General features: G+C 52.6%; 6 protein-coding genes. 1 reads left to right on the top strand and 5 read right to left on the bottom strand.

Going from position 1 to position 13,361, the window contains the following annotated elements:
- Positions 1-94 precede the first annotated feature (94 nt).
- The 3 genes from DOLE_RS10495 to DOLE_RS10505 form a co-directional block, all read right to left on the bottom strand.
- Entirely contained in the window at positions 95-6,190 is a 6,096-nt protein-coding gene (locus DOLE_RS10495) for a choice-of-anchor Q domain-containing protein (protein ID WP_012175459.1), read from the bottom strand.
- A 538-nt stretch (positions 6,191-6,728) separates the two neighbouring features.
- Positions 6,729-7,601 carry a hypothetical protein gene (locus tag DOLE_RS10500; RefSeq protein ID WP_153304411.1) on the bottom strand — a complete coding sequence of 291 codons (873 nt, stop codon included), beginning with the start codon at positions 7,599-7,601 and terminating at the stop codon, positions 6,729-6,731.
- Between the two features lie 10 nt (positions 7,602-7,611).
- A complete protein-coding gene (locus tag DOLE_RS10505; RefSeq protein WP_012175461.1) occupies positions 7,612-9,834 on the bottom strand; it encodes an RHS repeat domain-containing protein in 2,223 nt (740 codons plus the stop codon).
- 131 nt (positions 9,835-9,965) lie between these two features.
- On the opposite strand from DOLE_RS10505, the gene DOLE_RS10510 reads away from it, so the two are divergent.
- Positions 9,966-10,172, top strand: a complete 207-nt coding sequence (locus DOLE_RS10510) for a hypothetical protein (protein WP_041280502.1) — start codon at positions 9,966-9,968, stop codon at positions 10,170-10,172.
- 52 nt (positions 10,173-10,224) lie between these two features.
- Here DOLE_RS10510 and DOLE_RS10515 read toward each other — a convergent pair whose 3' ends face one another.
- Both DOLE_RS10515 and DOLE_RS10520 read right to left on the bottom strand, forming a co-directional pair.
- Positions 10,225-10,416 (bottom strand): hypothetical protein, encoded by a 192-nt coding sequence (locus DOLE_RS10515; RefSeq protein ID WP_041280503.1) that lies wholly within the window; start codon positions 10,414-10,416, stop codon positions 10,225-10,227.
- 41 nt (positions 10,417-10,457) lie between these two features.
- Positions 10,458-13,187, bottom strand: a complete 2,730-nt coding sequence (locus DOLE_RS10520) for an RHS repeat-associated core domain-containing protein (RefSeq protein WP_012175462.1) — start codon at positions 13,185-13,187, stop codon at positions 10,458-10,460.
- Between the last annotated feature and the right edge of the window lie 174 nt (positions 13,188-13,361).

A 13,361-nucleotide genomic window follows, 5' to 3' on the forward strand; every position in this document is an offset into this window, starting at 1 on the left:
AACAGGATTAACGCAATCCCATGGCCATGGTTAAAAGCCCGGCCCGCCCACTTACCAGGGCGGGCCGGGCTTTTATGCGCCTCCGGTTCGCAGGTTACCGGTTCAATGAAATATCATCCACCATCCCGCTGCCCCGGATCAGGAAGCCATTGACCTCCAGCAGGCTGTTATCCGGCTGGGCCTCATTAAGATCCGCCTCCAGGTCCCGCATAAAGGTTTGCCATGTGCCGTCACAGGCAGACGATCCCAGGCCGTGGTACACATATTCTCCGGTGCCCAGGTTATCATTGCTGGCCGGGTTGTAGGTAAGATACCGGTGCCCGCCGGTGGTTTCACAGTCAAAATAGACGGTAAACCATTCATTGTAGTTCATGTCCCACCGGGCGATAAAATGGGTGGTGTTTTGCCATTTGGTACCACCACCCAGCGTTCGCAGACGATACCCGTTGGCTGTGCCGTCTCCGGCAAACTGAATGACCCGATCACCGTTGTCGTCAACATTCAGGATAGCGGCGCCGGCGGGATCGTTGTCATAAACGGCCCAGCCAGGAGTTGCACCGTCTTCGGCGTCTTCGTAAACGATCCGGTCCGGCACCTCTGCCAGCAGCCTGATATTATCTACCCTGCCGCTGCCCCGGATCAGGAAGCCGTTGACTTCCAGCAGAGTGTTGCCGGGCTGGGCCTTATGCAGATCGGCAGCCAGGCTTCGCGTAAAAGTATACCAGTTGCCGGTGTTTGCCTCCGGACCCAGGCCGAAGTGGACATATTCTCCGATTCCCAGCAGATCGTTACTGGAAGGATTGTAATAAATATAACGATGGCCCCAGTCGGTTTCGCAGTCAAAATAGACAGTAAACCATTCACTGTAGCACATGTTCCACTGGGCCACGAACTGGGTCTGGTTGTTCCATTTACTGCCGTCGGCCAGGCGCAGGCGATACCCGTTGGCCGTGCCGTCTCCGAAAAGATCAATAGCCCGGGTCTCGCCTTCATCCACGTTGGCGACCGTGGCGCCGGTTGGGTCGTTATCGTAAACACCCCAGCCTGAGGTCTCCCCGTCTTCCGCATCTTCATAAACCGTGAAAACAGGATTGGAATCTGGATTTGCCGGATCAAAGCCCAAAAGCACCTCTACCCCGTCATCAGTGCCGTCTCCGTCAGAATCGCTGTTGGCGGGGTCTGTCATCCAGTCATACACTTCCTCACCATCCATGAGGCCGTCACCGTCAGAATCGGGAGCCGCCGGGTCGGTGCCGCAGGCGGTTGTTTCTTCCCAGTCGCTTAAGTGATCTTCATCCGTGTCCAGCCACAGGGTGATGTCGTCTACCCTGCCGCTGCCCCGGATCAAAAAGCCGTTGACCGCCAGCAAGGTGCTGCCCGGCTGGGCGTCCTTAAGGTCAGCGGCCAGGTTGCGGCTAAAGGTCTGCCATGTGCCGCCGCGGGCAGACGAGCCCAGGCCGTGGTGCACGTATTCTCCGTCGCCCAGGTTGTCCTGGTTGGCCGGGTTGTAAGTCAGATAGCGGTGGCCATCGGTGGTGTCGCAGTCAAAATAGACAGTGAACCACTCGTTGTAGTTTATTCGCCACCGGGCAAGGAATTGTCCTGTGTTGTTCCATTTACTGCCGTCGGCCAGGCGCAGACGATACCCGTTGGCCGTGCCGTCGCCGGAAAGATCAATGGCCCGGGTCTCGCCTTCATCCACGTTGGCGACCGTGGCGCCGGTTGGGTCGTTATCGTAAACACCCCATCCTGAGGTCTCCCCGTCTTCCGCATCTTCGTAAACCGTGAAAGCAGGATTGGAATCTGGATTTGCCGGATCAAAGCCCAAAAGCACCTCTACCCCGTCATCATTGCCGTCTCCGTCAGAATCACTGTTGGTGGGGTCGGTCATCCAGAAATAGACTTCCTCACCATCCATGAGGCCGTCACCGTCAGAATCGGGGGCCGCCGGGTCGGTGCCGCAGGCGGTTGTTTCTTCCCAGTCGCTCAAGTGGTCTTCATCCGTGTCCAGCCACAGGGTGATGTCGTCTACCCTGCCACTGCCCCGGATCAAAAAGCCATTGACCGCCAGCAGGGTGTTGCCCGGCTGGGCATCCTTAAGGTCAGCGGCCAGGTTACGGCTAAAGGTCTGCCATGTACCGCCGCGGGCAGACGAGCCCAGGCCGTGGTGCACGTATTCTCCGGTACCAAGGTTGTCCTGATTGGCCGGGCTGTAGGCCAGATAGCGGTGGCCTTCGGTGGTGTCGCAGTCAAAATAGACGGTGAACCATTCGTTGTAGTTCATGCGCCACCGGGCAAGAAACTGCCCTGTGTTGTTCCATTTACTGCCGTCAGCCAGGCGCAGGCGATACCCGTTGGCCGTGCCGTCGCCGGAAAGACCAATAGCCCGGGTCTCGCCTTCATCCACGTTGGCGACCGTGGCGCCGGTCGGGTCGTTATCATAAATCTCCCAGCCTGAGGTCTCCACGTCTTCCGCATCCTCGTAAACCGTGCAGGTTGGAACAACCTCATCCGCGCCGATATCAAATCCCAGGCCCAGGGGCCTTACATCGCCGTCAATGTCAAAAGAAGGCGCGTCGGTGGCTGTACCCGAATCGATACACGGCGATGTGGCCTGCAGATGATAATTATCCCCGGGGCCGTCCACAAACAACGGGTCCGCATCCAGAATGCCGGTGCTGGTGCTGTAGCCGCCCTCGATCAGGCAGTACGAAACATCATTGGCCTCGGGGTTATACAACTGGTCGGTGCTGTTCCCCCAGATGATGCTGTTTTTGACAACAGCTCCGCTGGAATAAAGATGAACACCATAATCTCTCGTGGATGTCGGTCCCCTGCTTCCGGTATTATGGCTGATGGTGCAGTTGATAATGCTGGTCTTGGCATTCCTACTGCCCAGCCGGTCATGTACGCCGGAACCGGATCGGTAGCTGGCGGCACTATGAGTGCTTCTATTTCGTGCGATCACGCAGTTGGTTAAAAACAGTTTGCTGGTGCCGGTATGAAACACGCCGCCGCCGTCATAGGCCCTGTTGTACAAAAGGGTGCATCCGTCAACCTTCATGCCCGGGTCTACAGCGCCGGAACAGTAGATACCTCCGCCCCCGTAATCGACACTCTCTTTTGCCTTATTATCAACTATTGTACAATTGACAATCATGGGGTGGGCACCATTCACCGCTGCAATACCGCCGCCGTTAGCGCCTGCGGTACAATTTTCGATAATACAGTTTTCAATGATCGGCGAAGCACCGTTACAAAGGATTCCACCGCCGTTGCCACTGGTATATCCGTTTCTGATGGTAAAGCCGGAAATCACCGTACCGCTGCCTTCGCCCTGGAAAATATAAAAACCGTTGCCCAGGCCTCCCAGGTCAAGAATACACTGAGCCGGATCGTTGCTTGCGGACCGCAGAGTGATGGCCTTGCCCATCAGGTCGATGTTCATGTTGCCGCCCAGCGTATACGTGTCGTCCGGGATAATGACGACATCACCGTCTATGGCCTCGGCAATGGCCCGCTGAATGGAATCCCGGTCCACGCCGGACTCATAGGCGCCGATATCATAAAGACCAACGGGCCGGGCCTCACCGTCCAGGTCGGTCAATGGCGCGCCGGTGGCCATGGCTGCGTCGATGCATGGCGATGTATCGTCCAGGTGATAATCACCGTTGGCCGCATCCACAAACACCGGGTCGGCATTTATATTGCCAAAACCTTTGTAACCGTCCTGCATCTGAATCAGGCTGTAACTGGCCATGGTATAGGGAAGAGCATACACCTGTGTTGTGGTGTTGCCACAGATAATGCTGTTCTTGATGGTATCAATTCCAGCAGAATCATTCTTACAACATACGCCATAATCATATTTGGCGTAAGACCCGGTCCTGCTGCCGTGATTGGCCGTGACCGTGCAGTTGAGAAGGGAGGTTAAAGCATCCTCGTTGGGGTCATACACGCCGGAGCCGATGCGCGTGGTGTTGCCGGCGCTGTACCGACTGACGTTTTCCGCGATCAGACAGTTGATCAAAGAGAGCTTACTGGTTCCCGCATGGGTAACGCCACCGCCGTAATAGCCGCTGTTGCCCCTGATGACGCATGTCTCGACCCTCATTCCCGTTCCTGAGGCGTTGATGCAGTGAATGCCGCCGCCGCTGCCGGTGCCGGTCGCGGTGTTGTCAAGAAGGTCACAATCGGTGACCACCGGTGCCGCACCGTTGATTGTCGCAATGGCCCCGCCGTAGACTGCGTCGCAGTCCCTGATAACACAGTTCGTGATGGTCGGCGAGGCGCCGTCGCACAGGATCCCGCCGCCGCTGCCGCCGGTGGCCCCGTTTTGAATGGTAAAGCCGGAAATTACCGTATCATGGCCCTCACCCTGGTGAATGTAGAACCCGCCGGTCAACTCGCCCAGGTCAATAATGCACCGCGACGGATCGTTGCTTTCGGACCGCAACGTGATGTTTTTGCCCCTCAGTTCGATGTTGCCGGCCCCGTTCAGAACATAGGTCCCATCGGGGACAACCACCGTGCTTCCCGGCGCCGCCTGATCGATAAGCTGCTGAATCACCGTGCCCCTTGTCACGGGGCTTTCATCCGCGCCCATGTCGTACCAGCCCATGGGCCGGTCATCACCGTCTATATCAAAAAGAGGCGCGCTTGTGGCCGTGCCCGCGTCGATGCACGGAGATGTCTCCTGCAGATGGTAATCGTCTTCGGCCGCGTTCACAAACAGCGGATCCGTGTTCAATACCGCCGGGCTGGCGGCATATCCGCCACCCTGGATAAGACAATAGGAAACATTGGCCGCCGCAGGGCCGTACAGGTGATGCGTCGTTGAAACACCGCTCCACAGGATGGTGTTCCTGAGAATATCGGTGCCGCCGTTCAGATACGCCGCGTAATCGTATGCCGTTCCCCTGGCGCCGGTGTTGTCGGCAATGGTGCAGTTGATAATTGTGGTCAGGGCCGCGGCAACGTCGTCATGCACGCCGGATCCCGCATAGGCGGTGTCGGCCACGGCATACGTGCTGCTGTTTTTGGCGATCACACAGTTGGACAGAAGCAGCGTACCGGCCGCGGCCGCGGTATGGTATACGCCGCCACCCTTTGCCGCGAAGTTGTCCATCAGGGTACATCCATCCAAGGCCATGCCCGGGCCCGACGCGTCGGCGCAGTAGATGCCGCCGCCATAACCCGACGCCGTGTTGCTTTCGATCCGGCACTCGATCACCGTTGGTGCGGCCCCGTTGATCGCGGCCATGCCGCCGCCGTTAGTCGCCTGGCAATCCTGAATGATACAGTTGTAAATAATCGGTGACGCCCCGTCGCACAGGATACCGCCCCCCTCTCCAGCTGCCAGACCGCCGGTAATGGTAAAGCCTGAAAGAATGGTCTGCTCATCCTCGCCGGAGTTGAACACAACGGCCCGGGTGGTCTCCTGCCCGTCGATGAAGCAGTTTTCAGGGCCGTTCAACGACCGGACCACGATTTTTTTACCGTTGAAGCTGACACTCCCATAAGTGCCATCGGCCACAACCAGCTCATCGCCGTCCGATGCGGCATTGATTTTGTCCTGAAGCGAGTCGTCAGAAGAAACGGTGGTGCACGGGTTGTTGGGGTCCAATTCGCCGGCATCGATTCTGCCGTTGTGGTTGGCGTCCTCGTTTCCGTCCGAAATCCTGTCATTGTCCGTGTCGCTGTTCAGCGGATCGGTGGTAGTGGAAGAATCCAGATCGGGTTGAAATACATTGGTGTCAGTGTCCGGATGAATGTCATCCAGGGTGTAGCCCTGTTCAGAGCCGTCCTGTATGCCGTCGCCGTCGGTGTCCGGGTTGCAGGGATCGGTTTCTCCGGGGTCCACCACGCCGTTTCGGTTGGCGTCTTCAATACCATCGACAATGCCGTCATCATCGGTGTCCGCGTCATTGGGATCGGTGCAGCCGGCACTCTCCAGGGAGTCGGACAGACCGTCCAGGTCGGCGTCGAAAAAATTTTCCATCAACAGGCGGTTGCCGGCGGCGTCATAGGCATAATAGACGGCAAACCCCTCGTCATACTCTGCTTTTACCACCCGTCCCCGGTCGTCATAAGTATAATAGGTTACGCCCGCAAAAGAGAATGTGGTCCCCAGCAACAGGACCAGCAGAAAGAAAACCACGCCGATTGTTCTGGATGTCGTATTTCGCACCGGATTCCCCCGTACAGTCTCCTTTCAGAAATAGCGATAATTTTCGGAAGGAGCCTGCGCTGTAAATTATGTTCTGTCCAACCCCTTTATTTTTAAAAACACGTACTGACCAATTCCCTGCCTTACTCTTACTCGTCACGCCCTGCCGCACCCTTCGTCATTGCGAGGCGTCACGCGGCAGCGTGACAACGAGGCAATCCCCCTTCATCACTGCCGCTCGACAGGCTCCCTCCCTGCGGTTTCTTAATCTTGCTCTTACTCGTGCTCTTGATCGAAACAAAAAGACGATTACGAGCACACGTACGAGCAAGAGCACGATTCACATACCGGCGCTTCATTCAACCGGACAACCACGGTTGCCCCTGCCCGTTGCAGTGCAACCAAAATCCAAGCTGCCGGGCAATGTTTCTTTTGGTACTTTTCTTTGCGTCAAAGAAAAGTACATAGAATTAAAAAAATATTACTTTGTTTTTCTATATTCTCTTTTTGTTTCGCACACTAGTAGAAGAGTTGCCAGTACCACCCGCGAATATTTCAATCAGGTTCCTTCCCATACAATCCACTTACTTTTGTATCTCACAAATTTTATAACCGGTGTATATATAACCTCTTTCTCGCCTTTAACCTTGAATAAATAATGACTTTTGAATATTTCATTTTTATAGCTTCCAGAATATACATAAACAACATTTTCTCCTAAAATCATTTTTAAATTATTTATATCAAATTCGATTTTTTGTTTTCCCTGCAAATAATATTGAGTATGAATTCGTTTTATATAATTATTTTTTAATTCGAACCAATTATTATTATATGCCATAGGCTGCCATAAATCAGGGCCTGCTAACAATAGATCATATAATTCGCGTGATTTTTTTGTCTCAAGAATCATTTTTAAATTAAAAAGTATTTCTTTTATATCGTTCTTTGTTTTTTCATTATCATTAATTGTTGCCATAAAAAAGGGTAGTAGATAGTTAATGTCAGATGAAAAAAATCCTGTTTCTTCAATATCACCAGAGCCTATATACTTTTTATCTATAACACTGATTTTTTGATTATTATGATTAATTTTTGCAATTTTAAGATATATATTTTCTGAGGAAAAACCTTTTATAGAATAACTATTATTCTTTGGTTTTATCCATTCATTAATAGAGATTACCTCCCCGTACCCTGTATAATAATGAATCGGATTTTTATTTATATATAGCATTAAACCACCTTTAATGTTTTTTCCTGATGCAGCTGCTGAAGAATCATCCTCAAAATTATTTGGGTTTGTTCCTATGAACAAAGCATAATTATGATTATTGTTATGCCTATTTTTGTTGAGACACGACAAAAATAGAATTAGTCCGATTAAAACTGCAATTATTAATGTTTTCTTCATCTTAATTGTGTCTTTCAATACTGTTTCATTAAATAACTTTATACATATTACCAACAGGCCCATAGACTTCCAGGCTTCCCTTTACCCCCGCTTTAAGAATTAATTCGATATTATTCCCTGCGTTGGTACTCAAACTCCAATCAAATTGAGGCTCTTTAAATTCTGGATAAATTGGAAAAGTAAGTTGTAACTGACTGCTCGACCAATAAATACCTGCGCCACCAATAAAATACCCTACAACAGTTGCTTTAGCACCTACGCCTTCTGCAGGGCAAGTGGACATTCCAGATATCTTTATCCCACCATCTGCTTTAAAACCTGAAGTTGGCATACTTGCTTCGACACCAACAGAAAGATCCAAGGATACAGATACTTTTCCCCATTGTTCAGTGTTCCCAGTTTTTTGGTTTTTACAACAGAAAGTTTCACCTGAACAGTTTGCAGTCAATTTCCACCAAAAAAGGGCAGCAGGCGTCGGTCCTTTTGCAATTACATATGACATTTTTACAGACGACGATATTGATGGTATTTCTACTGATAATCCATAAAAAATGGAACTGGGCTTATCGATACCTTTGGGAATTCCTCCGTTTACACTTAAATCTCTGGAATACTGATTCAAATAACCGTCTGGTCCACTATAACGTCCTTGTCTGCCCAACAAATCAATAAAATCTATACTGTTATTCCAGACAAAGGCATAAAGATTATGGCCACCATTTTCCTGAATCGGATCCCTACTCACCCACCTCCCCATCTCCGGCTCATAATACCGGTATCCGTAGTAATACAGCCCGGTCTCGGTATCATAATATTTTGTGCTAAACCGGAACACATTCTCCTCCGCCATAGTCCCGCTCTTATGAATCAGCCCGCCAAACGGCGAGTATTCATAAGCCGCTGCCACGGTGCCGTCCGCTGCATTGACCATGCGCCCCACATTGCCGTTGGCATCATGGCAGTAGAGGTAAGTATTCACCCCGTCGGTCATGGAAAGCAGGCCGCCCACGCCGCCAGCCTCTTGCAGGGATTGGGAGAGGTCAAGTCCCCACACATAGGACTTTGTCACAGCTCCGGCGCCGTCCAGTTCCTGGATCAGGTTCCACCCGTCATAGACAAATAAGCTGGCAGCTGACAGCTGGTAGCTGCCGGCGCTGAATGTATAGACGAACTTCTTCACCCTTCGGCCCATGTAGTCGTAGGCAAACTCAACTTTTTTATCCCCTTCCGCCGGGGTTTTGGGTTCCACGGAGATGAGGCGGTTTTCCGCGTTCCAGGTATAAACCATGCCCTGCTGGTGGGTAAGGTTGCCGTCATCATCATAGACCGGGTTATCTGTTACGCCGCCAGTTTCAATGGCATCGTACTGGTTTAAATTATCGGGCGTATAGGTGGTGGTAGCCTCGACCAGGGTATCCGGCAGGTCCGGGGTCAGGTCCATGGTCTTGCGCTGGCCAAGGGCGGTGTAGGTATAATCATATTGGGCAATATCGGCCCCACCAAACGTGTGCCTGACCTGGGTTTTGAGGTCCCGGTTCGGCTCATAGACAAAATCCGTGACCAGATTCTCCATGGTCAGGGTGTCGACAAAATCAGAGTCGGCCACATACGCATAGGTGGCCGTCTTTTCTCCGGCCCCGGTGTTCCAGGTGACGCCTGCAAACCGGCCGGTGGAAGGCTCATACCCATAGGCCACGCTGTAGCCTGTAAGGCTCAACCCGGTGGGCCGGCCCACCACGCCGGAGGTCTCGTATGTGCGGGTGATGGTTTTGCTGTACAGCCCGCCGGAAGCGCCGTCGATGGTTTCTGTGACGGGTTGCAGGGCACTGTTATAGGCAAAGGTGCGCGTGCCCACAACATCGTCCACGGTATACATCTGCCCGGCCCGGGTGTAGGCATAGGCCACATCCGGCGTGGTGCCAGAATAATCAATGCCAGTGAGTTCCCCGGTATTCAGATCATAGGCATAGGTGGTGACAAGGGTGCTGTTATCCCGTGCCCAGGTGCGGGTAGCCAGCCGGTTGGCAGCGGTGTAGGTGTAGGCCGTGGATTTGGCCTCATCATCGGTCTTGGCAGTGAGCAGGCCGGTGGACGGCTGATAGGTCCATGTGGTGATATCTGGATCGCCGGTGGAACCTGATGGCCACTCTGTCCCATCCCAGCCAGAGCCGTTGCGGAACATGTGCATCTGGGTCATCTGGCCGAAGGCCAAATTACCGACAATGTCGCTATATGCCGCATTCATCTGCATGCCGCTTACAGGCTCCCTCCCTGCGGTTTCTTACTCTTGCTCTTACTCGTGCTCTTGATCGGAACAAAAAGACGATTACGAGCAAGAGCAAGATTCACATACCGGTGCTTCATTCAACCGGACAACCACGGTTGCCCCTGCCCGTTGCAGCGCAACCAAAATCCAAGCTGCCGGGCAATGATTCTTTTGGTACTTCTCTTTGCGCCAAAGAAAAGTACATAGAAAAATTTATTCCTTATTTTAAAAAGTGCTTTGCTGAATCTTACAACCGCCTTTTTACCCCCGAAAAGGCCCTTTTAAGCCTGTTTTTACCCCGCTTTTTGTTGAAAAATTATTGATATTTCAATTTGTTACCGTGGTCCGACCCAGGCGCCGAACCGACGCCCGTAATCACTTCATTCTTTTCGAGTAGAAAGGCCAAAAAAGAATAAATACAATTACAGCACCAACAGAAAAATGCAAATAAAAGAATACTTCAATTTTTTCTTCCATTCCAAATAATATTAGAAGCATGCTACTAACTATTGCGATACCAACGACTGTTCCCCAACAGGCAAAAATAATTTTAATTTTTCTTTTCATAGGTCTCCTATCAAAACACTATAAGTAAATAAAATCAGTTTTCAATCATTACAACATCCTATTTTCTTTTTGGATACAACCGTATCCGAACAAAAAACCCAAGTGGTGGATACACCATAAACACCAACATCGATCCCAGCAGATGGTCCTTTACTATCACCTTGGACATTTACCGAACGTGCAATAAGAGTATTTTCATGTTTGAAATAGTATCGAGTTCGCGGACATCCAGATCTAGATGAAATACCACCACCCGTAACGCCAACAGGAGGTGTTCCTTTAAGGCCAATCCCTCCTCCTCCACAGATAGTTAGCACTTTAACTTTGAATAATATATTCCTCTGGCAACACGTTGTACTGCTATAAGATGCCTCTGCACCAACCCCATAATAGGCACCACCACCTATGCCCACCAGTCCTTTGGGATCGATTATATTAATAGGATCATTCCCCACAAACCCATACAAATTAAATCCGCCCTCCTCCTCCAACGGATCCCTACTCACCCACCTCCCCATCTCCGGCTCATAATACCGGTATCCGTAGTAATACAGCCCACTCTCCCCATCCCAATATTTTGTGCTGAACCGAAACACATTCTCATCCGCCATAACCCCGCTTTTATGAATCAGCCCGCCAAACGGCGAGTATTCATAAGCCGCTGCCACGGTGCCGTCCGCGGCATTGACCATGCGCCCCACATTGCCGTTGGCATCAAAGCAATACAGATATGTATTCACCCCGTCGGTCATGGCCAGCAGGCCCCCTACCCCTCCTGCACCCTGCACGCTCTGAGAAAGGTCAAGTCCCCACACATAGGACTTTGTCACAGCTCCGGCGCCATCCAGCTCCTGGATCAGGTTCCACCCGTCATAGACAAATAAGCTGGCAGCTGACAGCTGGTAGCTGCCGGCGCTGAATGTATAGACAGTCTTTTTCACTCTTCGGCCCATGTAGTCGTAGACAAACTCCACTTTTTTATCTCCGTCCACCGGAGTGGCGGGCGTCACGGAGATGAGGCGGTTTTCTCCGTTCCAGGCATAAACCATGCCCTGCTGGTGGGTAAGGTTGCCGTCATCGTCATAGACCGGGTTGTCGGTGACGCCGCCTTTTTCAATGGCATCATACTGGTTTAAATTATTTGGCGTGTAGGTGGTATTTGCCTCGACCAGGGTATCCGGCAGGTCCGGGGTCAGGTCCATGGTCTTGCGCCGGCCAAGGCTGTCGTGAGTATAATCATACTGCACCACTCCTGTGCCGTTGTGGGTATGCTTAACCTGGGTTTTGAGGTCCCGGTTCGGCTCATGGGCAAAATCCGTGACCAGATTCTCCATTGTCAGGGTGTCGACAAGGTCAGAGTCTGCAACATACGCATAGGTGGCCGTCTTTTCTCCGGCCCCGGTGTTCCAGGCAACGCCGCTAAACCGGCCCGTGGAAGGTTCATACCCATAGGCCACGCTGTAGCCTGTAAGGCTCAACCCGGTGGGCCGGCCAACCACGCCGGAGGTCTCGTAGGTGCGGGTAATGGTTTTGCTGTAAAGCCCGCCGGAAGCGCCGTCTATGGTTTCTGTGACGGGTTGCAGGGCACTATTATAGGCAAAGGTGCGCGTGCCCACAACATCGTCCACGGTATACACCTGCCCGGCCCGGGTGTAGGCATAGGCCACGTCCGGGGTGGTGTCAGAATAATCAATGCCCGTGAGTTCCCCGGTATTCAGATCATAGGTGTAGGTGGTGACAAGGGTGCCGTTATCCCGTGCCCAGGTGCGGGTAGCCAGCCGGTTGGCGGCGGTGTAGGTGTAGGCCGTGGATTTGGCCTCATCATCGGTCTTGGCAGTGAGCAGGCCGGTGGACGGCTGATAGGTCCAGGTGGTGATATCTGGATCTCCGGTGGAACCTGATGGCCACTCTGTCCCGTCCCAACCAGAGCCGTTGCGGAACATGTGCATCTGGATCATCTGGCCGTAAGCGTCATACACAAACTTTACCGGTTCGGCCGCGCTGCCCCATTTATACGTCAGTTGTCCGAGGCTGTTGTAGGCGTAGCGGATGGTTTTGCCCCGGACATTGGTCTCTGTTTCACGGCGGCCGGCTGCATCATAAATGAATGTAGTCCGGTTGCCTGCGGCATCTTCCACATAATCCACCTGGCCCAGGCTGTTGTAATGGGTAACAGTGGTGCCGGTGCGGGAATCGGTGGCCCCGGTCCGGCGGCCCAGTCCATCGCAGGAAAAGGTGGTGGTCACACCGGTTTTGCTCTGCCGGGATTGCAGCAGTCCGTTTGTCGTGACAGTAACTTCGTTAAAGGATGCATCCGGGTAGTCCACTGTCTGCGTTACAGTTTGGGTGGCAGGGTCGATAACGGTCCGGGCAACGGTCTGGTTGCCGTTAATGTCAGTAGAAACGGTCTCATTGACAAGGCCGTTTGCGCCCAGGCCGGTGAGCCTGGTTTTTTGAATGCCCGTGGTGGTGGGGGTGCTGCTGCCGGTGACGGCAAAAATTTTGCCGGTGGTTTCCTGCCACCAGTCGGTGCCGTCGTTGGAGTATTGAGTGACACTTTCCTGAATGCGGTCTGACGATCCGTCATCCAGCACGCCGTTATCATTAACATCCAGACCGGAGCGGACCATGTTGCCCAACTCGTCATATTCATAAAGCGTATCGGCCAGGCCCGGAGCGGATGTGGCGATCAGGCGGCCGTCCGCAGAAGATAGAAAGGGCATCCCCCGCACAAATCCGGCAATGGTGTTATATGCCGCATCCATCCGCATGACGTTTACAGACTCCGCCTTATAATCCAAATCGAAATCGGGATCGGGATCGGGATCGAATTGCCGTCAGAACAAAAACGTATCGATACCGATTTCGATAGCGATAGCGATTTCGACAGGGACAATGATTTTTCTGCCATTCTCAATCGCCCTTCCTGCCTTCCCGACCGGCCG

The organism is Desulfosudis oleivorans Hxd3 (assembly GCF_000018405.1).
Taxonomy (GTDB): Bacteria; Desulfobacterota; Desulfobacteria; order Desulfobacterales; family Desulfosudaceae; genus Desulfosudis; species Desulfosudis oleivorans.

Excerpts from the sequence above, each read along its gene's own strand:
- DOLE_RS10505 (WP_012175461.1), bottom strand. The coding sequence starts at position 9,834 with ATGCAGATGAATGCGGCATATAGCGACATTGTCGGTAATTTGGCCTTC.
- DOLE_RS10515 (WP_041280503.1), bottom strand. The coding sequence starts at position 10,416 with ATGAAAAGAAAAATTAAAATTATTTTTGCCTGTTGGGGAACAGTCGTT.
- DOLE_RS10520 (WP_012175462.1), bottom strand. The coding sequence starts at position 13,187 with ATGCGGATGGATGCGGCATATAACACCATTGCCGGATTTGTGCGGGGG.